Origin of the sequence: Pseudoduganella sp. RAF19 (genome assembly GCF_052114165.1) — a bacterium.
Lineage (GTDB): Bacteria > Pseudomonadota > Gammaproteobacteria > Burkholderiales > Burkholderiaceae_D > Rugamonas.
In genome coordinates, this window is the sequence record NZ_JBFREF010000005.1 from 438,537 (window position 1) to 458,669 (window position 20,133).

Annotated in this window: 12 protein-coding genes; 9 read left to right on the forward strand and 3 right to left on the reverse strand. The window is 63.1% G+C overall.

Annotated elements, in window-relative coordinates; translation table 11 throughout:
* Window position 1: 1 nt before the first annotated feature.
* The 4 genes from AB4Z19_RS15150 to rhaM are packed head-to-tail and all read left to right on the forward strand — an operon-like array spanning window position 2 to window position 5,851.
* Complete coding sequence (locus AB4Z19_RS15150; protein WP_442035552.1) at window positions 2–2,842, forward strand: glycosyl hydrolase; 2,841 nt, start codon at window positions 2–4, stop codon at window positions 2,840–2,842.
* Between the two features lie 14 nt (window positions 2,843–2,856).
* Complete coding sequence (locus AB4Z19_RS15155) at window positions 2,857–4,299, forward strand: glycoside hydrolase family 28 protein (protein ID WP_442025073.1); 1,443 nt, start codon at window positions 2,857–2,859, stop codon at window positions 4,297–4,299.
* Window positions 4,296–5,540: a glycoside hydrolase family 88/105 protein gene (locus AB4Z19_RS15160; RefSeq protein WP_442025071.1), complete on the forward strand. Its 1,245-nt coding sequence runs from the start codon at window positions 4,296–4,298 to the stop codon at window positions 5,538–5,540. Before AB4Z19_RS15155 ends, AB4Z19_RS15160 begins: the two co-directional genes overlap by 4 nt.
* Window positions 5,537–5,851, forward strand: coding sequence for an L-rhamnose mutarotase (gene rhaM / locus AB4Z19_RS15165; protein WP_442025069.1), 315 nt, complete (start codon window positions 5,537–5,539; stop codon window positions 5,849–5,851). Before AB4Z19_RS15160 ends, rhaM begins: the two co-directional genes overlap by 4 nt.
* On the opposite strand, the gene AB4Z19_RS15170 is transcribed toward rhaM, so the two are convergent.
* Entirely contained in the window at window positions 5,839–6,744 is a 906-nt protein-coding gene (locus AB4Z19_RS15170; RefSeq protein WP_442035553.1) for an alpha/beta hydrolase, read from the reverse strand. The genes rhaM and AB4Z19_RS15170 overlap by 13 nt on opposite strands.
* A gap of 11 nt (window positions 6,745–6,755) precedes the next feature.
* Here AB4Z19_RS15170 and AB4Z19_RS15175 point away from each other — a divergent pair, with 11 nt between their 5' ends.
* Entirely contained in the window at window positions 6,756–7,376 is a 621-nt protein-coding gene (locus AB4Z19_RS15175; RefSeq protein ID WP_442035554.1) for a 3-keto-disaccharide hydrolase, read from the forward strand.
* 14 nt (window positions 7,377–7,390) lie between these two features.
* On the opposite strand, the gene AB4Z19_RS15180 is transcribed toward AB4Z19_RS15175, so the two are convergent.
* Window positions 7,391–8,731 (reverse strand): hypothetical protein, encoded by a 1,341-nt coding sequence (locus AB4Z19_RS15180; protein ID WP_442035555.1) that lies wholly within the window; start codon window positions 8,729–8,731, stop codon window positions 7,391–7,393.
* A 127-nt stretch (window positions 8,732–8,858) separates the two neighbouring features.
* On the opposite strand from AB4Z19_RS15180, the gene AB4Z19_RS15185 reads away from it, so the two are divergent.
* The 4 genes from AB4Z19_RS15185 to AB4Z19_RS15200 are packed head-to-tail and all read left to right on the forward strand — an operon-like array spanning window position 8,859 to window position 17,782.
* Window positions 8,859–13,199: an exo-rhamnogalacturonan lyase family protein gene (locus tag AB4Z19_RS15185; RefSeq protein WP_442035556.1), complete on the forward strand. Its 4,341-nt coding sequence runs from the start codon at window positions 8,859–8,861 to the stop codon at window positions 13,197–13,199.
* On the forward strand, window positions 13,196–13,975 hold the full coding sequence (locus AB4Z19_RS15190) for a DUF6250 domain-containing protein (RefSeq protein WP_442027108.1): 780 nt from the start codon (window positions 13,196–13,198) through the stop codon (window positions 13,973–13,975). The genes AB4Z19_RS15185 and AB4Z19_RS15190 overlap by 4 nt, the downstream gene beginning before the upstream one ends.
* 20 nt (window positions 13,976–13,995) lie before the next feature.
* Entirely contained in the window at window positions 13,996–15,345 is a 1,350-nt protein-coding gene (locus AB4Z19_RS15195; protein ID WP_442027109.1) for a glycoside hydrolase family 88/105 protein, read from the forward strand.
* Window positions 15,311–17,782, forward strand: coding sequence for a glycosyl hydrolase 115 family protein (locus AB4Z19_RS15200; protein WP_442035557.1), 2,472 nt, complete (start codon window positions 15,311–15,313; stop codon window positions 17,780–17,782). The genes AB4Z19_RS15195 and AB4Z19_RS15200 overlap by 35 nt, the downstream gene beginning before the upstream one ends.
* Before the next feature lie 69 nt (window positions 17,783–17,851).
* Here AB4Z19_RS15200 and AB4Z19_RS15205 read toward each other — a convergent pair whose 3' ends face one another.
* Entirely contained in the window at window positions 17,852–20,131 is a 2,280-nt protein-coding gene (locus tag AB4Z19_RS15205; protein ID WP_442027178.1) for a TonB-dependent receptor domain-containing protein, read from the reverse strand.
* Window positions 20,132–20,133 lie beyond the last annotated feature (2 nt).

Below are 20,133 nucleotides of genomic sequence, written 5' to 3' on the forward strand. Positions count from 1 at the left end.
CGTGCGCCGGCTTCCCCTGGCATGCCTGGCGGCCGTAACGCTGGGCAGCGCGGCCGTCGCCGGTTCGACGGCCGCTGCACGTTCTGACGGCGCCTCCCCCGCCGCCGCGCCTTCGCAAGCCGGCGTGGCTGCGACCCGCAGCGCTGGGCCTGTGCATTCGGACCGTATCGCGGACGTAGTGGCCCGGCTGGCTGCGCCACCGGATGATGCGCGGCCGATGGTGCGCTGGTGGTGGTTTGGCCCCGCCGTGGTCAAGCCGCAGCTTGAGCGCGAACTGAACGCGATGAAGGCGGGCGGCTTCGGCGGCGTGGAAATCCAGCCCGTCTACCCAATGGAACTGGACGACGCCACGCGCGGCATCCACAACGTTCCTTATCTTTCCCCCGAGTTCCTCGACGCTGTCAGCTTCGCCAACAACAAGGCGCATGATCTCGGCCTGCGCGTCGACATTACGCTGGGCAGCGGCTGGCCCTACGGCGGTCCGCACGTCACGGCAGCTGATTCCGCAGGCCGGCTGCGCCAGGCGGTATTTGAAGTACCCGCCGGTGCGGCATCCGTCACACTGCCTGCCCTCGCCAGTGGTGAACAACTGCTGGCCGCCTTCATTGGCGAAGGCAGCGCCAAGGAGTTTGACGCCACTCGTCTCGCATCGCTCACGCTGACGGCTGGCGCACCATCCGGCCGCGCGGCCGTATCGGCTGCTGCGTCAGCGCGCGTTGCGGTGTTCTACATCGCCAGCCACACTGGCCAGCAAGTCAAGCGTCCCGCACTGGGCGCCGAAGGCTTCGTGCTCGATCACCTGAGCCGCCGCGCCATTGACAATCACCTGCAAACGGTCGCCGAGCCGCTGCTCAAGGCCTTCGGCGACAAGCCGCCATACGCGGTCTTCTCCGACAGCCTGGAGGTCTACAACACCGACTGGACGGAAGACTTCCTCGCCGAATTCCAGCGCCGCCGCGGCTATGATCTGAAACCGCATCTGCCGGTCATCTTTACCGGCCAGGGCCCGGACGCCGCCGCGCTGCGCCGCGACTGGGCGCAAACGCAAACGGAACTCGTCAACGAACGCTATCTCACGCCGCTGAACGATTGGGCACGTGCGCATGGTACGCAATTCCGTTCGCAGACTTACGGCGAGCCGGTGGTGACCATGTCCAGCAACCGCCTGGTGGCGCTGCCGGAAGGCGAGGGGCCACAATTCCGCAGCTTCTCCTTTACACGCTGGGCGACGTCGGCAGGCCATTTGTATGGCCGCAATGTGATCTCCGCCGAAACCTGGACCTGGCTCAATTCGCCGGCCTTCAGCGCCACGCCGCTGGACATGAAGGCCGAAGCGGACCGCATGCTGCTGCAAGGCGTGAACCAGTTCATTGGCCACGGCTGGCCCTACAATCCTCCAGGAACGCCGGAACCGGGCTACTCCTTCTACGCGGCAGCGGTGTTCAACAACCATCAGCCGTGGTGGAACGTCATGCCGGACGTGAACGCCTACCTCCAGCGCACCAGCTACCTGATGCGACAGGGCGCGCCTGCCAATGACGTTGCCGTATTCCTGCCGACGGACGATGTCTACGCCTCGCTCACGCCGGGCAAGATGTCCGTCTCGGCCGAGATGCACAAGTTCGTCACGTCTGCGCTGACCGAACAGGTGCTGGATGCGGGCCACAATTTCGATTACGTGGATGCCGAATCCGTGCTGGCGCTGGGCGTCTCGCACAAGGCGCTTGTGCTGCCGCACATTGTGCGCCTGTCGCCGGCTGTGCTGGCAAAACTGGAAGCTTATGTGCGCAGTGGCGGCAAGATCATCGCCGTTGGCGGCAAGCCATCGCTGGCGCCAGGCTATGCCGACGCCGCGCACGTCACGCCGCAGGTCGTTGCAGCGACGCAGAAGCTCTTTGCTTTGAGCGGCGTGCAGCTTGTTGCCGATGATGCCGCCGTGGGCGCTGCGCTCGCCCGCGCAGTAGCGCCCGATCTCAAGCTTGCCTCATCGGCTGGCGACGTCGGCTTCATTCACCGCAAACTGGCTGATGCCGACATCTATTTCATCGCCAATACCAGCAACCATTCCGTGCGCACCACCGCGGCTGTTCGCGCCGCTCGCCGTCACGCGGCCTGGTGGGACTGCGTGAGCGGCCAGTCCGCTGCTGCGACCGTACAGCCGTCGCTCGCCCTCGACCTGGCGCCTTACGAGTCCCGTATCCTCGTCCTTGCAGACAGTCCGGCCCAGTTGGCCGCAACGACGAAGGATGCGGCGGCCGGCGCGCGTGCGCCCGCGACGGCGTCAGCCTGGCCGGCTGTGGGCACTGTGGTAGCTGACTGGAGCCGCGACTGGAACGTCACTTTCCCCGGCCGAGCGCCGGAGGCGATGCCAGCGTTGCTCTCCTGGACCGACAATGACTCCACGCGCTTCCTGTCGGCCGAAGTGCTGTATGCGAAGACGGTCGATCTGAACGCCAGCCAGCTGCGCGGACATTTGACGCTTGATTTTGGCGAAGGCAAGCCGTTGGACGCTACTCCGAAAGTCCCCGCCGGCATGCGCGCCATGCTGGAAAGCCCGATCCGTGAAGCGGCCGTGGTCTTTATCAACGGCCAGCGCGCGGGATCGCTCTGGAAGCCGCCATACAGGCTCGATGCCACCCCATGGCTGCACGAGGGGAGCAACAAGATCGAGGTGCGTGTCGCCAATCTCGCCATCAACGGCCTGGCCGGGCAGGATCGCGCCGATCACCGCCTGCTGTGGGCGCGTTACGGCCAGCGCTTTGTACCGCAGGATACGCACCTGATCACGCCACATCCATCCGGCCTGCTTGGCCCTGTGCGCCTGCTTGGGGGCGCTCAATGAAAGGAAAGTGCTCCATGAATTGGACACCAAAATTTGCCGCAGCCGTGGGCGTGGCCCTGGCGATGCTGGCGGCCGGCGCGGCATCTGCGAAGAACGTCAGCGTCGCCGACTTCGGCGCGAAAGGTGACGGCGCGACGATGAACACACGGGCCATCCAACGCGCTATCGACGCAGCAGCGCAAGGTGGCGGCAAGGTCAGCTTCCCGGCCGGCACCTACCTGACCGGCTCCATTTTCGTGAAGACCGGCGTCACGCTGCGCCTGGATAAGGGTGTCACCCTGCTTGGCTCGCAAAAACTGGAAGACTACCCAGTGATGGCGACGCGCATTGCCGGCATCGAAATGAAATGGCCCGCCGCGCTGGTCAATATCTACGAACAGGAGCGCGCCGCGATCGAAGGCGAGGGCACCGTCGATGGTGACGGAAAAATCTTCTGGGACAGCTACTGGAACCTGCGCAAGGAATACGAACCGCGTGGCCTGCGCTGGGCTTCCGACTACGACGCCAAGCGTCCACGCCTGATTCAGGTCTTCAATAGCAAACACGCCAGGATCGGCGGCGGCCTGCTGCTGCGCCGCTCAGGCTTCTGGACCCTGCACATCTGCTACTCCGAAGATGTGACCGTGGACGGTGTCGTCATCCGCAATAATGAAGGCGGCCGTGGTCCATCCACTGATGGCATCGACATCGATTCGTCCAGGAAAATCCTGGTGCAGCACGCGGATATTGCCGTCAACGACGACGCTCTGTGCATGAAGGCCGGCCGCGACTCCGATGGCCAGCGCGTGGCGCGCCCGACGGAAGACGTCATCGTCCGCGACTCGGTGGTGCGTGATGCCGCAGCTGGCATCACCTTCGGCAGCGAAACGGCAGGCGGCTTCCGCAATGTCGAAGCCTACAACATCAAGGTCGAAGGCAATGTCCCCGTCGGCATCCTGTTCAAATCCGCCCACACACGCGGTGGCTTCGGCGAGAACCTGCGCATTCACGACTTCACAATGACCAATATCCCCGTCGTGCTGCGCATTACGATGAACTGGAACCCGAGCTACAGCTACGCGAAGATTCCGGACGAGATCAAGGATTATCCGCCGTACTGGAAAGTGCTGGCCACGCCAGTGCCGCGTGAAAAGGGTATCGCCCACTTCCACGACGTGAAGATCTGGAACATCAAAGCTACCGGCGCTACAACGGCGTTTGAAGTTAGCGGCTACAAGGAAGCGCCCCTGCAGCGCTTCAGCCTCGATAATCTGGACATCCAGGCCAGCAAAGGCGGCCAGCTGTATGACGTGAAAGACTGGCAGTTCACCAAGCTGAAACTGGCCATCGCCTCGCCGGTTGAATTGGAAGACGCCGGCGCAGTACGCGGCCTGCCGAAAGAAAGCTTCATCGTGCGCTCTCCGCAACCGAAAGAAGATCCCTCGAAGAAGAGTTTCGAAGAACAGGATAAGTCATGACCGACAGCCTCGCCCACACGCGCTCCGCATCGCTTCCGCTTCGCCCAAGGATCGCCGCGCTATCACTCGCGATCGGCCTCGCTGGCTGTGCCACAGCGCCGCAAGAGCCGGCGGCCGGCAGCTACCCACTGCCAACGCCGGCGATGCAGGCCATCGTGGACAAGGACACCAGCCGCTTCTTCGGCGACGCCCCGGCCAACGGCGGTCCGCTGGCAACCGATCTGTCACCGGCGCTGACGGCTGAAGCCATCGACAAGGCACTGCGCAAGGTCGCCGACTGGCAGCTGGAGCGCACGCAAAAGCACCTTGACCGCATCTGGACCTCGTCGGTGCTGTTCACCGGCTTCATGGCTGCATCGGAAGCGACCGGCGACCGCAAATACCGCGACGCCATGCTGGCGATGGCAAAGCAATTCAGCTGGGACCTGCGCGGCCCGTATCCCAATGCCGATGACCAGAGCGTTGCCCAGACCTACCTTGAGCTGTACTTCCAGGACGGCGGCGATGAGCGCATTGCCCCAACGCGCGCCTTCCTGGACACCCTGCAGCCGCTGCCAACCTTGCGTCCCGGCGATGCCCGCCTGCCGTGGTGGTGGTGCGATGCGCTGTTCATGGCGCCCCCGGTCTGGGCCAAGATGTACAAGGCCACCGGCGACCGCAAGTATCTGGACTACGTACACGATCAATGGCGCAAGACTTACGACGCGCTGTACGACAAGGAAGAGCACCTGTACGCGCGTGACGTCAGCTATCTGAGCAAGCGCGAGCCGAACGGCAAGAAGATCTTCTGGTCGCGCGGCGAAGGCTGGGTGATGGGTGGCCTGGCGCGCACCATCGACTACATCCCGCAAGACGATCCACAGCGCCAGTTCTATATTCAGCAATTGCGCGAGATGTCGGCGCGCATCGCATCGCTGCAAGGCGCGGACGGTCTGTGGCACGCGGGTTTGCTCGATCCGGCCAGCTACCCGCTACCCGAAATCTCCGGCTCCGCGCTGTTCGTGTATGGCATGGCATATGGCGTCAACAAAGGCTATCTGGACGCCGCAACCTATAAGCCGGTGATCGAACGCGCCTGGGCCGGTATCCTGAAAAACGTGTATGCCGACGGACGGCTTGGCGGCATCCAGCAAACGGGAGCCGAGCCAGCCTACTACCGGCCAGCGTCGAGCTTCAATTATGGCGTTGGCGGCTTCCTGCTGGCCGCGTCGGAACTCAAGAAAATGGCGGTGAACAAATGAACACGCGTGCATTCCGTATGAAACTCAAGCCGGGGACGGTGGCGGAATACCGCCGCCGCCATGACGAGATCTGGCCCGAGCTGTCGGAAGCGCTGAGTGAAGCCGGGATCTACGACTACTCCATCTTTCTGGACGAAGAAACCCTGCACCTGTTCGCAGTGCTGAAACTCCGGTCGGAAAACAAGATCGACGAGCTGCCGCAGCAGCCCGTCATGAAGAAGTGGTGGGATTACATGGCCGACCTGATGGAGACGGCGCCGGGCAACCGCCCCCGTGAATGGCCGCTGCAGCCGATGTTCTATTTGGCCTGAGGCGTATTCAGCAGGCCGCGAGCGCGCATCCACTCTTCGGCGCGGCGTGGCCATGCCGACGCGGTGCCCAGGTTATCGCGCATGCCCATGCCATGGCTGCCATGCTCAAACAGATACATCTCCGCCGGCACCTTGTTGCGGGTGAGCGCCTGGAAGAACAGGATGCTGTTCTCGACCGGCACCGCCTGATCGGCCTGAGTGTGGATCAGCAGGGTGGGCGGCGTGGCGGGCGTCACCTGTTTTTCGAGGGACATCAGCTGCACCATTTCCGGCGGAGGCGAGGCGCCCAGCAGGGCCTTGCGCGAGCCCATATGCGCGGCGGGAGCTTCCATGGTGATCACCGGGTACATCAGCATCAGAAAGTCAGGGCGGGCGCTGACAGCGTCCAGCGCAGCGCCGGTGCGGCCGATGGGATGATTGAACAGTGTGCCGGCGCTGGCCGCCAGATGGCCGCCCGCCGAACTGCCCATCACGCCGATGCGATTCGGATCGATGCCGAATTCGGCGGCGCGCGAGCGGACCATGCGCACGGCGCGCAGCACGTCCTGCAATGGCGCGGGGTGGCCGAATTCCTGCATACGGTAGGTCAGCACGAAGCTCGTCACGCCGAGGGTGCTAAGCCAGTTGGCGTACTGATAACCCTCGCGCGCAGCCGCTTCGCGTACGTAGCCGCCGCCCGGAGCGATGATGACTGCGGTACCATTCGGACGGTCCACCGCGGCGGGGACGAGGGTGAGGGCCGGTTCGCTGACGTTGGAAATATAGCCGTCCTTGCGCAGTTCGGGGCCGATATTGCGTGCGCCCGGCACGCCTTCAGGCCACAATGGAATATCGGCAGCGGATGCCAGCGCGGCGCTGGCGGAAAGCAGAAGAAACAGCAGTGTCTTTTTCATTCGGAGTCCAAATGGTTAATCGAATTCTTTGTGCAGCATTGTTGCTGGTTGCAAGTGGCGCTTCGGCGGCCGATATGTTCAACGGCCGCGATTTCAGCGGATGGGAATTGCGTACCGATCCTGCGGCGAGCGTCGCGAGCGTGTTCAGTGTACAACCAGGCGGTGTGATTGCGTCTGCCGGCAAGCCGCTGGGCTTTCTGGCGACCACGGCAAGCTACCGCAACTACAAGCTGCACGTTGAGTGGCGCTGGCCGGGCAAGACCGGCAACGGCGGCGTGCTGCTGCATATCAGCGAAGGACCGATGGACCGCGTGTGGCCACTGAGCCAGCAAGTGCAGACCAAATTCGGCAACGCTGGCGACCTGCTGCCGATGGCGAATGCCAGCTTTACCGAAGCGCTGACCGGCAACAAACCGCCGGTGAAGGCGCATATTGCAGCGGATAGCGAGCGGCCGGCGGGAGAATGGAACAGTGCGGATATCGTCAGCCGCGACGGCAGCATCGAAGTGACTGTCAACGGTGTGCTGCAGAACCGCGTGACCGGCGCCAAACCGAGCGAAGGCCACATCGGCTTCCAGCTTGAAGGTACGCCTTACGAGCTGCGCAACATCCAGCTTACGCCGCTTGACTGAAGCGGCGCCGCGCATCACTTGCGCTTCAGCCATGCTTCCGGCACGGGCACGATGCAGATGTTCATCGTGCGGCCATCTTCGGACAGCATGGCCGACTGGATTTCGATGCGCGTGCCATCCGCACTGAAAGTCGGATGCGTATGGTCGGCCGCGGTGGTTTTGTGGCCGGTGGTCAGCATCATCATTTCGTGGGTGCGGCGGTCGATCAGGTAGACGCTGCGGCTGAAATCATCGCCGACCGCGAAGCGCCCATCGGACGAACCGTGCACATGCCATAGACCGCTGCCGGATGGTGTCTGGCCCGCGATCACCATTTCGCGTGTGCGCAGGTTGACGATGGCGAGGCCGCTTGGCTTCTCGCGGGTACCGCTCGGTCCCCAGCCTGCGTCCTGGCCCGGATTGGCGCCGCCGACATCGGTGCCTGGCGCGCCGACGCCGCCGCCGCCGTTTGGAATAGGCCGGTGGCCCATGATCGCCATTGCCACTTCATCCTTCGAGATCACCGCTTCGTGCGTCACCCACTCGTAAGGCGCCTCCGGATAGAGCGGACGCAGACCGCTACCGTCAGCCTGCACAGTCCAGGTTCGCTGCGGCGATTTGCCGCCCGTCTCCCAGCAAAACACGATTTCGCCCGGCTGGTACAGGTTGGCCTGAATGTGGCCGATCTGGAATGGCACCGACACCACATGGCGGATTTCGCCGGTCTTGATGTTCATGCGGGCGATCCCGTTCGGGCCTGCACCCATTTTGCGAGGACCGAAGTTGTCTTCGACCTTGGTGCCGGGCTTGAGGTGGCGGGCCGCTTCGGCTTTACCTACGCGGAAATAGACCCACTCCTCGTCCGCATCCAGCGCCATATCGCCGCCCGCTTCCAGTTCGGCGGGCGTGGTGCCTGCCACGCGCTGGTAGGTGTCGGCGGACTTCAGCTTGCTTGCTGCACTGTCGGCCAGCAGGCGCGCGAGATCCACTTCAACGATTTGCAGGCGGCCCGGTGCGCTGTCCTTGCGCATGAAGTAGAGCTTCATTGATTTGCGCGCCAGGTTCAGCATGCCGAGATAGCCGCCTTCCGACACCTGCACCAGATCGCCCGTTTGCTCGTTCACGGCCATCGCCTCGCCGCGTACGAGGTTGGAGCGGAACACCACCCACTGGCCGTCGGAAGTCCACTGCGGATGCGTCGGATAGATCTTCGAGTCGCCATGCGGTTTGCTTGTCAGGAAGGTAAGCATGGTGCCGGTGACGGGGTCTTTGACGACTTTGCGCTCGGACGGAAAACGCTTGCCGATCTGGGCGTGTGCGGCGGAGGACAGCGTGAGCGCCACGCACAGCAGGGCGCAGGTGGAGAGTCGGTTCATCTTGTTCTGGCTCGGCGAATTGAGGGAATTTGATTGTCATCGCTTTTTTCCAATCGGAACGCTCATCTTCTTGATTCTTTATAAGAGGAACGCTTACTGCGAACTGGCCGCGCTTAGAATGGATCGCATGAAAAGCTACCAAAAGGCGCTGGGCTGCGCCGCCATCCTCATGTTCGTGGGTGCCGCTGGCGCCCAATCGCCGGTTGGCCTGCCGGTTGCAGTCAATACCGATCCCGCGCGAGCGCAGGTAGTGCTGCCGGAGCCCGCCAATGCGGCGTTGCCTTCGCTGATCCTGATTGGCGATTCGACCGTTCGCAATGGGCATGATGATGGCCAGGGTAAAGGCGCGGAGGGCCAGTGGGGCTGGGGGAATCCGATCGCTGCCTATTTCGATCCCGCGAAAATCAATGTCGTCAATCGCGCAGTGGGAGGCTTGAGTAGCCGTACCTATCTGACCAGCGGCCATTGGGAGCGCACGCAGGCGCTCATCAAGCCAGGCGACGTGGTCATCATGCAGTTCGGGCATAACGATGGCTCGGCGGTCAACGATACCTCGCGCGCTCGCGGCACCATCAAGGGCACCGGCGACGAAACGCAGGAGATCGATAATCAGCTCACCGGCAAACATGAAACGGTACATAGCTACGGCTGGTATCTGCGCTATTTCGTCGCTGCCGTCCGCGCCCGCGGCGCAACGCCGGTCATCGCTTCGCCGATTCCGCGCAAGTCCTGGGATGCGAACGGCAAGATCGCCCGCAACCGCGCCGATTATGCCGGCTGGGCGGCCGAAGTCGCACATCAGCAGAACGTGGGCTTTATCGACCTGAATGAGAACGTGGCGCGGCAGTACGATGCGCTAGGCCACGACGCCGTGATGAAGCTGTTCCCGCTTGTCACGCCGGACGAGCATGTGCACACCAATATGGCGGGTGCGGAACTGAATGCGCGCACGGTCGTTGCCGGCATCAAGGCGCTGCGCCTGCCGGTGCTGGCCGGCGCATTGTCGCCACGCGCTGCGGCTATCGCAGCTGCGGAAGATGAGCGCCCTGTGGTGGACGCCAGCCGCGTGCAGGGCGAGCAGCCGCGCGATGCAAAGCTGCCGAGCATTTTCATTGTCGGCGATTCGACCGTGAAGAGCGGTGGCGCCAACGGCGCTATCGGATGGGGGGAGCGTATCGCGCCATACTTCGATACGTCCAAAGTCAACGTGGTGAACCACGCAATCGGTGGCCGCAGCAGCCGCACCTTTCTGATCGAAGGACGCTGGGATCGCGTCATGTCGCAGCTGAAAGCAGGCGACGTGGTGCTGATCCAGTTTGGCCACAACGACGGCGGCCGCATTGGCGATCCGGCGATGAAGAATCGCGCGTCCGGCCGCGGCACCGGTCCGGAAATGGTGGAAGACACACGTCCCGACGGCAGCAAGGAGCAGGTGCATACCTTCGGCTGGTACATGGCCAAATATGTGGCCGATGCGAAAGCGCGCGGCGCTGCCGTTGTGCTGCTGTCGCCGGTCCCGCATCGCGATGTGTGGGAGCAGCACCGTGACTTCGCCAGCTTTGCGGAATGGGACCGTGAAGTCGCCACGCGCGGCGGCGCGCAGTTCGCCGACCTGACACTAGCCGTCAGCGATGGCTACCGCCAGCTTGGCGCGCCCGCGGTGAATGCATTGTTCTCCGATGCGCGCACGCATACCAACGATGCCGGTGCGCGCTTCAACGCACAGCGTGTAATTGCAGCACTCAAAGGATTGCCGGCCAATCCGGTCAGGGACTGGCTCAGTGCAGACGCAGGCAGCATCGCTCCCGCTACAGCCGCCGTTGCGCTGACCTGGCTCGATAAAACTGCGCCCGTGCAGCCAACTGGCGTCAGCTGGGGCGTGCCTTGGCCACAAGGGCAATACCGCAAGGAGCAGGTGTTCGCGCTTACTGGCCCGGATGGCAAAGCTCTGCCGCTGCAAACCTGGCCGCTTGCCTACTGGCCGGACGGGTCCCTGAAGTGGAGCGCCTTCGCGACGGTGACGCGCGCAGCACCGGCCAGTTTGCGGCTGGAGGCCCGCGCTACAGCCGCCGAAGGACCGTCGTTGACGCTCAAACAGCAGGGCGGCGTTATCGACATCGACACCGGCGCCATGAAGGCCCGCCTGCATACTTCCGGCACCAACCTGATCGACGCTATCAGCATTGATGGCCGGGAGGTTGCGCGTGTCGGCCAACTGGTCGCAATCTCCCAGCGCGGTCCGGATGTCGAATCCGGCACGGCACCGCAGCGCGACCGCTATCTCAGCCAGATCAGCAAAGTCACCGTCGAACAATCCGGTCCCGTTCGCGCGGTGGTGAAGGTTGAAGGTGTGCACAAGGCGCAGCAGGGACAGCGCAAATGGCTGCCGTTCAGCGTGCGTCTGTATTTCTATGCAGGCGTGGATAACATCCGCATGGTTCACACCCTGACTTACGACGGTGACCAGGAGCGTGACTTCATTCGCGGCGTAGGCCTGAGCTTTGCCGTGCCGCTGCGCGAGAAGTCGTGGAACCGCCATGTGCGCTTCTCAGGGCAGGATGGCGGCATGTGGTCCGAGCCGATCCAGCCGGGAGCGGGCAATCCGCAGCAGGTGGCCGGCCAGCGCATCGACGGCGGAAAATTCTATGAGCCGGGCGAGGAACAATATGCCATCTGGAGCGACTACAAGCTGGTGCAGCCGGCGCCGGACGGCTTCACCATCCACAAACGCACCAATGGCAAGAGCAGCTGGATTTTCAGCAATGCGGGCAAGCGCGCTTCGGGTCTGGCTTATGTTGGCGACACCAGTGGCGGGCTCGCACTGAGCATCAAGGACTTCTGGCAGTCTTACCCCAGCGGGCTGGAAGTGAACGATGCCGCGCGTGACACGGCTCGGGTGACCGCATGGCTGTGGTCACCCGATGCACCGGCAATGGATATGCGCCATTACGCCACTCGCGCACATGGTCTGGCCGCGACCTATGAAGACGTCCAGCAGGGCATGAGCAAAGCTTACGGCGTGGCGCGTACCAGCGAGCTGACGATTTACCCGACTGCAGGCGTGCCGCAGAAAGAGCAGTTGTCCGCGATGGCGCAAGCGTCTGCCCAGCCCCCGCTGCTGACCGCAGCGCCGGAATACATTCACGCAGCGGGCGTATTCGGCGTGTGGGGCTTGCCGGACCGTTCCACCCCGCTAAAGGCCGAGATGGAGCGCCGCCTCGATTCCATGCTGGACTTTTACAAACAGCAGATCGATGAACGCTACTGGTATGGCTTCTGGTACTACGGTGATTTCATCCACAGCTACAACAACGCGGGCCACGTCTGGTACTACGATTACGGCGGTCACGCCTGGGACAACACGGAACTGGGCACGCCACTGTGGCTCTGGTACAGCTTCCTGCGCAGCGGACGGGCCGACGTGTTCCGCATGGCCGCCGCATTGACGCGCAATACCAGCGAAACCAACGTCTATCACATCGGTCCAATGGCGGGCCTGGGTTCGCGCCACAACGTTGTGAAGTGGGGCGATGGTGCGAAGGAAGCGCGCATCAGCCAATCCGCGCACTGGCGGCCTTACTACTATCTGACCGCGGATGAACGCATCGGAGACATCATGCGCGAGCAGCTGAAGTCCGATCTGTCGGTGATCGCTCACGACCCGATGCGGCTGGCGCAGCCGGTGCTGCCGCAGGACCCGAAATATCCGGGCCGTATCCGCATTGGCCCGGACTGGTTCGTGCTGGCAGGGAACTGGATGACCGAATGGGAGCGTACAGGCGATACGCGCTGGCGCGACCGCATCAATGCTGGCGTGGATTCGATTCTCGCCATGCCTTACTGGCTGCGTTCCGGCGTGCGCAATGGCCTGAATCCGCAGCTGGGCGGCAAGAAGGTCGGCCCACTCAAGGGCGGCGGCAGCATGACGGTTGGCTACGATCCGGCCACCGGAAAGCTGATGCCGATCCCCGATCCGGTCGAGGGCAAGCAGGTTCCGGTGAATTACAACCTCGCCACTATCCAGGGCGGCGCACAAGTGATGTTCGAGCTGGTGCCATTGCTGGGGCGCGACGATTTCGCCCGCGCCTGGCTGCAGTATTCCCGTCTCGGTGGCGCGCCGGGCGATGTGCTGGAAAAGGACAAGGTCAGTAACGCCGAGGGCGCGGATGCTGAATATGTCGAAAAAGGGCAGGGCGGGCCTCGCCTGGCGGCCTATGCTTACGCCCAGACCGGCAACGCTGCCTACGCCCGCCGCGCGGCGGCTGCACTGGCGCGCTATCGCGGCGCCGACCAGCGCCTGATTGACGGCGCCGAGTCCCTGAATCCTGTGCACGAGGCGCCGGGCGTCTCGACCAATGACGCGTCGCAGTCGGGCATGACGATCATCGAAATCCTCGCACTTTGCGCCAACGCGCTGCCGCTTGAGTTGCCGCCCGCAGAGACGCCCGAACGGAGGGCCGCGAAATGAGCCGGGCGTCACGCCTTCCGTCGCCGTCCGCCGCTCACGCGACTGCTGCTGCCGCTCCCGTGGCCTCGCGCGCCGTCGCCGTGGCCGTGGCCTGTGCCGCGGCCATTGTCTTGGCGCCGACCATGGCCAGCGCCGCGAGCGCCGAGCCTTGCGCCGGTGGCACTCCCGGTAAGCTGCTGTATGCCGACGATTTCCGCGGCGGCCTCGCGCAATGGGTGCCAGAGTACCGCCCCACGCCAAACGCGCAGGTGGCCGTGCGCGATGGCAAGCTGATGATGGACCTGCCGGGCGATGCCACCGTCTGGTTCAAACCCGAACTGCAAGGCGATATCCAGATCAGCTACAAGCGCAAAATGATCATGGCAGGCGGCCCGAATGACCGCCTGTCCGACCTGAATCAATTCTGGATGGCTTCCGACCCGCAGAACACAAACCTGTTCACGCGCGACGGCACGTTCAAGCAATACGACGCGCTAAGCCTCTACTATGTGGGCATCGGCGGCAATACCAACACCACCACGCGCTTCCGCAAGTACGATGGCAAGGGCGAGCGGGTGCTGCTGGGCGATCTCACGGATCAAGCCCACCTGCTGCAGGCTAACCGCGAATATGCGATCCAGATCACGGTATATCAGGGCTGCACGCGAATGACCGTCGACGGCCAGGAGTATTTTTCCTGGCGTGATCCAGCGCCGCTGCGCTCTGGCCACTTTGGTTTCCGTACCACGCATTCGCATCAGGAGATCAGCGATTTCAAGGTTTATCAGTTGAAGTGAAAATAAAGAGAGACATACGCATGAATCGAAACACCAACCTCGCCGCTGTGCTGGTGGCACTGAGTCTGCCCGCCTTTGCCGCCCAAGGACCCGCCAACGACGTGACTGCGCCGCTGCACGCGATGAAGGTCGACTATCCAACGCCATACGGTACGCCTGCCGTGGCGGACGTGACCAAGGTCCTGGACCGCGTCTACACGTATCTGGATGCGGTCACGCCCGCGCAGGTCATCGATAGCAAGACCAAGCAGGAAGTGAAAGACTTCAGCAAGCTCAATGACGACACCGTTTTCGCCCCCGGCGACTTCCGCCTGACCAGCTACGAATGGGGCGTGACGTACGCCGGTATGCTGGCTGCGGGCGCCGCAATTGGCGACAGGCGCTTCACCGACTACAGCTACAAGCGGATTACGCTGCTGGCCGACCTGGCCAAGCCAACGCTGGCGCGTTTGCGCGCTAACCCCCAGGCCAAGTCGCCGGTGCAGCGCACGCTGGAACCCCATGCTCTGGACGATATCGGTGCGCTGTGCGTGTCGTTCATCAAGGCCAAACAAACCGGCCTGAAGGCGGACGTGACGCCGCTGCTGGATTCCTGCCGCAGCTTCATCGGCAGCAAGGAACATCGCCTGGCCGACGGTACCCTGGCGCGCATGCGTCCGCAGCCGGATACGCTGTGGCTGGACGATATGTTCATGGGCGTTCCGGCCTGGGCGCAAATGGGCAAACTGACGGGGGAGCGCAAATACTTCGACGAATCGGTCAAACAGATCCAGCAATTCTCGCAGCGCATGTTCAACCCGCAACTGGGCATCTATATGCACGGCTGGGTGCAGGGCATGGACGCGCATCCTGAATTCCATTGGGCGCGCGCCAATGGCTGGGCGGTGATGACGCTGGTCGAGGTGCTGGACGCGCTGCCGGAAGATCATCCGGGCCGCAACGCGGTATTGGCGCAGCTGCGCGCTCACGTGAAGGGGCTGGTGTCGTATCAGGATGGCACCGGTTTCTGGCATCAGCTGCTGGATCGTCCGGACACTTATCTGGAGACTTCGGCAACCGCGATCTACGCTTATTCCATGGCTCGTGCCATTAACAAGGGTTATATCGACCGCGCCGCCTACGCGCCGACGGTCATGCTGGCTTGGAATGCGGTCGCCAGCAAAGTGAATGAGAAAGGCCAGGTTGAAGGTACTTGTGTCGGCACCGGCATGGCCTTCGATCCCGCCTTCTATTACTACCGCCCGGTGAATGTCTTCGCGGCGCATGGTTATGGCCCTGTGCTGCTGGCCGGCGCGGAAGTCATCACGATGCTGAAGACGCAGAAGTTTGAAATCAATGACAGCTCGCTGCAGCTCATTACGCGCAAATAAAGGCTGGCTGGCGGCAGCGCTGCTCTGGGTGGCCTGCGCCATACCGGCGCGGGCTGCCGATTGGATTCACACCACCGCGCAAGCGCATGACTTTGCGCTGGACGGTGCACCTGTCGTCTATTCGCCGGCAGACGCACCAGTAGTCGGTATCGCCGCGCGGGACCTGACTGCGGATGTCGAGCGCGTGACGGGCCGTAAGCCGGCGTGGTCCACGTCCGCGCCACGGGGCGCGACGGCCATCCTGGTCGGCACGCTTGGCAAAAGCGCTTTGATCGACAAGCTGGCCGCCAGCGGCAAGCTGGATGCTTCGCGCCTGCGCGGTGCCTGGGAGAGTTTCGTCATCACCACCGTCGATGCGCCGATGCCTGGCCTGCGCAGGGCGCTTGTGATTGCAGGCAGCGATCCTCGCGGGACGGCGTACGGCGTTTATGAACTGTCCGAGGCGATGGGCGTCTCGCCCTGGCACTGGTGGGCGGACGTGCCGGTGACGCGGCAGCGGCAGCTTTATGTGGCCGCGGGCACGCGGCGCTTCGGACCGCCATCGGTGAAGTATCGCGGCATTTTCATTAATGACGAAGACTGGGGCATGCAGCCTTGGGCCGCTCACGCATTTGAGCCGGGAAGCGGAGGCATTGGGCCGCGCACTTATGGGCGCATCTTCGAACTGCTGCTGCGGTTGAACGCGAATATGCTGTGGCCCGCCATGCATCCCGGAACGCCGCCGTTCAACGCCGATCCACGCAATGCCGCGCTGGCGGACAGGTATTCGATTGTGATGGGTTCTTCCCATGCGGAGCCGATGCTGCGCAATAACGTGGGCGAATGGAAGGCGCCCGCCGCCGATTACAATTATTTGAGCAACGGGCCAGGCGTGCTGCGCTACTGGGAAGAGCGGATGGTGTCCAACGGGCGCTACGAGAATATCTACACGCTGGGCATGCGCGGCATTCATGATTCGTCGGTGCAGGGTGCGAAGACGGATGCGGAGCGGGTGGCGCTGTTGCAGAAGATTTTCACCGACCAGCGCGGGCTGCTGAAGCGCTATGCACTGCCCGATGCGCCGCAGATGTTTTGTGCGTACAAGGAGGTCTTGCCGCTATATCGCCAGGGCTTGCAGGTGCCGGATGATGTGACGATTGTCTGGCCGGACGATAATTTTGGCTATATCCGCAATTTCACCGATGCGCAGGAGCGTGCGCGCGGCGGCGGCTTTGGCATTTACTATCACCTGTCCTATCTTGGCGCACCGCTGTCGTATCTGTGGCTGTACACCACGCCTCCTGCTCTGGTGTGGGAGGAGATGTCGCGTGCGTACGCGCATGGGGCGGACCGGATGTGGATCGCTAATGTGGGCGATTTGAAGCCTGCGGAGATCGGGACGGAGTTCTTCCTGCGTCTGGCGTGGAATGTGGACGCATGGGGCGCTGACGCGCAGCCGGTCTTCCTGCAGGAGTGGGCGCAGCGGGAGTTTGGGGCGGCGCTGGGGCCGGAGATTGCGGGCATCATGGGCGAATATTACCGGCTCAATTTCAGACGCCGTCCGGAGCACTTGCAGTGGTGGCTGCCGAAGGAGGCTCGCAAGCCTAATGATTTGCCTTCCGGCGAGGTTGATGTGCGGCTGGCTGATTTCGCGGCACTGCGCCTGCGGGTCGAGGGCTTACGTGCAGCCTTGCCCTCCGCCGCGGCGGACGCGTTCTTCGAACTGGTGGAGTATCCGGTGCTGGTGTCTGCGCTGAGCAATGAGCGCTTTTTTGAGGGAGAGCGCGGCAGGGCAGACGTGGCGCTTGCTGCCGATGCGGCGCTTGAACGGTTGAATGTGCGCTGGAACAGGCTCGCGGGTGGGAAATGGCGCGGAATGATGTCTGCCGAGCCGGCAGATGCGCAATGGCAGTCCATGCGCATTGCGAAGTGGACGTTGCCGGCGTCCGATGCGGGCCGTGTGCCGGCTGCAGGCGTATCGGGCGCCAGCATGCGGTTCGCTGCGGATGCGTTCCTGCGGCGGGCTGACGGCGAAGGTGTGGCGTGGGGGCGTGTGCAGGGGCTTGGAAAGACGGGCGGGGCGGCGGTCGCCATACTTCGGTCCGACGCGGCGCACGCTGCCGAGGCAAATGCGCGGCTGGAATATGAGGCCGATTTGCCTGCGGGCGAAGTCGAGGTGCGCATTCACATGTTGCCGACGTTTCCAGCTGCTGGACAGATGCGTGTTGGCGTGGCGATGGATGGGCAGCAGCCGCAATTTGTTGGCGTCGAGGCGCCCGATGGCGGCGCGGCGTGGACGCAGGGGGTGCTCAATAATGACCGTGTCGCCAGCGTGAAGCTGCACATCGCCGCGGCGGGGCGGCATACCATCAGCGTATGTGGTGCCGATGTGGGGCTGGTGATCGATAGCCTGGAATTTGTCCCGGCGCGTAATGACGCGCATGGGCCAGAAAGGTGAGCGCGGAAGGCGCTGTCGCCAGCGTTGACGCGGTAAGTGATTGGCTGCGGAGCGGCGGTCAGGCGGCGGTCAGGCGGCGCCGCCCGGCGGGCCGCTTCCGGGACCGCCAACGGGACCACCGGGACCACGGCCGGCGCGGGGCGCGCGTCCGCTGCCGGCGGCGTTGCTGCCGAAGCGGTAGGAGAGGCCGAAGTAGATCAGGCGGCCGTCGGAGCGGCGGGAGATGGTTTCGTCGAGGATGCTGGTTTGCGTGACGGTTTCAATGCGGTTCTGGTCGAACAGATCGGTCACGTTCAGCACCATGTTCAGGGCTGGCGTCAGCGTATGGCGCAGAGTGAAGTTCACCGTCGAATTGGGCTTGCGGTAGCCCTGGCCGGACAGTGTGCGTCCCTGTGCCTGCAGCGTGACCTGCATCAGGTCTGCATCGGCTACCTGATAATTGACGCGCAATTTGCCGCTCAGCGAAGAAGCAGTGCGCTGCACCAGCGAGCCATCCTGATCGAGGAAGCGGTTTTCGCGCTGCGACAGGTTGCTGCTGAAGTTTAGCGAAAGCCCCGGCATGACCTTGCCGCTCATGGTGAATTCCAGTCCGCCCGCATGGCTATTGCCGACGTTCTCGCGCGTGGTCAGCAGCACTGTATCGCTAATGAAGTATTTGCGGTCCAGGATGGAATCCGTATCGCGGCTGAAGTAGGCGCGCAGATTGGTTTCCAGCCCGGCGAGCTTGGTCTCGTAGCCCAGTTCCACGGAATCGGTCTGGGTCGGCTTCAGGCGTGGGTTGCCTGACGAGACGTTGAATTCGTCGCGGTACACCACAAACGGATTCAGATCGTTGGCCGCCGGGCGCTTGATACGATGCGCATAAGCGAAGCGGAGATTGGTTTCTTCTCCTGCCTTGTAGCTGGCGAAGAAGCTCGGAATATAGTTGATATAGCGATTGGTGGCCAGGACATTGGTCGTCAGCTGATTGATGTCCATATCCGTGTATTCGGTGCGCAGGCCGCCCAGCACGCCCCAGCGTTCGCCCAGCCTCAGCTGGTAGGATGCATACAGCGCATACACCTTCTCATTCAGCACAAAGCGGTTGCTGCGCTGAGTGTTGAGCGATTCGTATAAGGTGTATGGATCAATATTGGTGTACTGCGTATTGAAGCTGTTACGATTCCCGGAAATTTTGTAACCCAGTTTCAGCAAACCCTCATCATCGGGACGTTCGTAATCGCCCGTGAAATCGGAGATGCGCGTACTGGCGTCATACGCCTGCATGCTGTGCGTGTTCACCACGCCCGGATTCATCACGGCGTAGACGTTGGTGTAGTCGCTATTGCTGTCGTTGTCGGAACCGGTCACGCGCAAGTCCAGTTTCAGACTCTCGCCGGGGATCTTGCCCTTGTGGTCCCAGCGCGCTCCCCAGCCGTAATTGCGGCTGTTGCCATCGCGCTGAGTATTGCGCACGTAGTCGCCAACGAGTGCTTCCGCTTCGTCGAAAGTGCGGTAGCGGTCCTGCGAGTGCTGGTCGTTGCTGCGGTGCTGGTAAGAGGCACTGGCGCCCAGCGTGTCGTTCTGCCCGATGTTGTAGTTGACGCTACCATTCACGCCCTTCGAATCGTTCAGCCCTTTGGCAATCGAATCCTGGGTACTGTGGCTGGTGCTGCCGTCTGCTGGATCGATGCGATCGCGGACCGCTTCGCCAACCGAGTTTCGTCCATCACGGCGGAAGTTCACGCCGCCCTGAAAGCCCCAAAGCCCTTCGTTATAGCTGCCGTTGACCGCGGCATTCTTGCGGCCGGCGATGCCCGTGTTTGCGTTGACCACGCCATAGCCGCCCGGACGGCGATTGCGGCGCATGACGAGATTGATGATTGGACCACCGCCCGCCTCGTTGCCGAACTGGGCGCCGGGGTTGTTGATCACCTCCACCGAGTCGATATCTTCGGCCGGAATAGCATTCAGCGCGGCGCCGCGGTTATCGCCCTGCAGCATGGCCGAGGGCTTGCCGTCGATGAGAATCTGCACATGGGTGCTTCCGCGCAGGGAAACCGTGCCGTCGGGATCGACGGCTACCGATGGCACGTTGTTCAGCGCATCGGCGGCCGAACCATTGGTGCTCGAAACGTCCGACTTCACATCGTAGACCTGGCGGTCGATGCGATTGGTGGGGCGTTCCGCCGATACGGTCACGCTGGCCATATCGTTATCGGCCGCAGAGGAGGAGGGCGCCGGTGGCGGCGCGGGCTTGGGCTCTTCCTTCTTTACCGTTGCTGGAACCGGCACAACGGGACCGCTGTTGGTCTGGGCTGATGCTGCGCTGGCCAGCATCAGCAGGCCAAGACCGATTTCCTTCTTCATGA

What these genes read in the sequence shown, in the direction of transcription:
- AB4Z19_RS15155 (WP_442025073.1), top strand. Translation starts at nt 2,857, where the DNA reads ATGAATTGGACACCAAAATTTGCCGCAGCCGTGGGCGTGGCCCTGGCG.
- AB4Z19_RS15160 (WP_442025071.1), top strand. Translation starts at nt 4,296, where the DNA reads ATGACCGACAGCCTCGCCCACACGCGCTCCGCATCGCTTCCGCTTCGC.
- rhaM (WP_442025069.1), top strand. Translation starts at nt 5,537, where the DNA reads ATGAACACGCGTGCATTCCGTATGAAACTCAAGCCGGGGACGGTGGCG.
- AB4Z19_RS15170 (WP_442035553.1), bottom strand. Translation starts at nt 6,744, where the DNA reads ATGAAAAAGACACTGCTGTTTCTTCTGCTTTCCGCCAGCGCCGCGCTG.
- AB4Z19_RS15175 (WP_442035554.1), top strand. Translation starts at nt 6,756, where the DNA reads ATGGTTAATCGAATTCTTTGTGCAGCATTGTTGCTGGTTGCAAGTGGC.
- AB4Z19_RS15180 (WP_442035555.1), bottom strand. Translation starts at nt 8,731, where the DNA reads ATGAACCGACTCTCCACCTGCGCCCTGCTGTGCGTGGCGCTCACGCTG.
- AB4Z19_RS15185 (WP_442035556.1), top strand. Translation starts at nt 8,859, where the DNA reads ATGAAAAGCTACCAAAAGGCGCTGGGCTGCGCCGCCATCCTCATGTTC.
- AB4Z19_RS15190 (WP_442027108.1), top strand. Translation starts at nt 13,196, where the DNA reads ATGAGCCGGGCGTCACGCCTTCCGTCGCCGTCCGCCGCTCACGCGACT.
- AB4Z19_RS15195 (WP_442027109.1), top strand. Translation starts at nt 13,996, where the DNA reads ATGAATCGAAACACCAACCTCGCCGCTGTGCTGGTGGCACTGAGTCTG.
- AB4Z19_RS15200 (WP_442035557.1), top strand. Translation starts at nt 15,311, where the DNA reads ATGACAGCTCGCTGCAGCTCATTACGCGCAAATAAAGGCTGGCTGGCG.
- AB4Z19_RS15205 (WP_442027178.1), bottom strand. Translation starts at nt 20,131, where the DNA reads ATGAAGAAGGAAATCGGTCTTGGCCTGCTGATGCTGGCCAGCGCAGCA.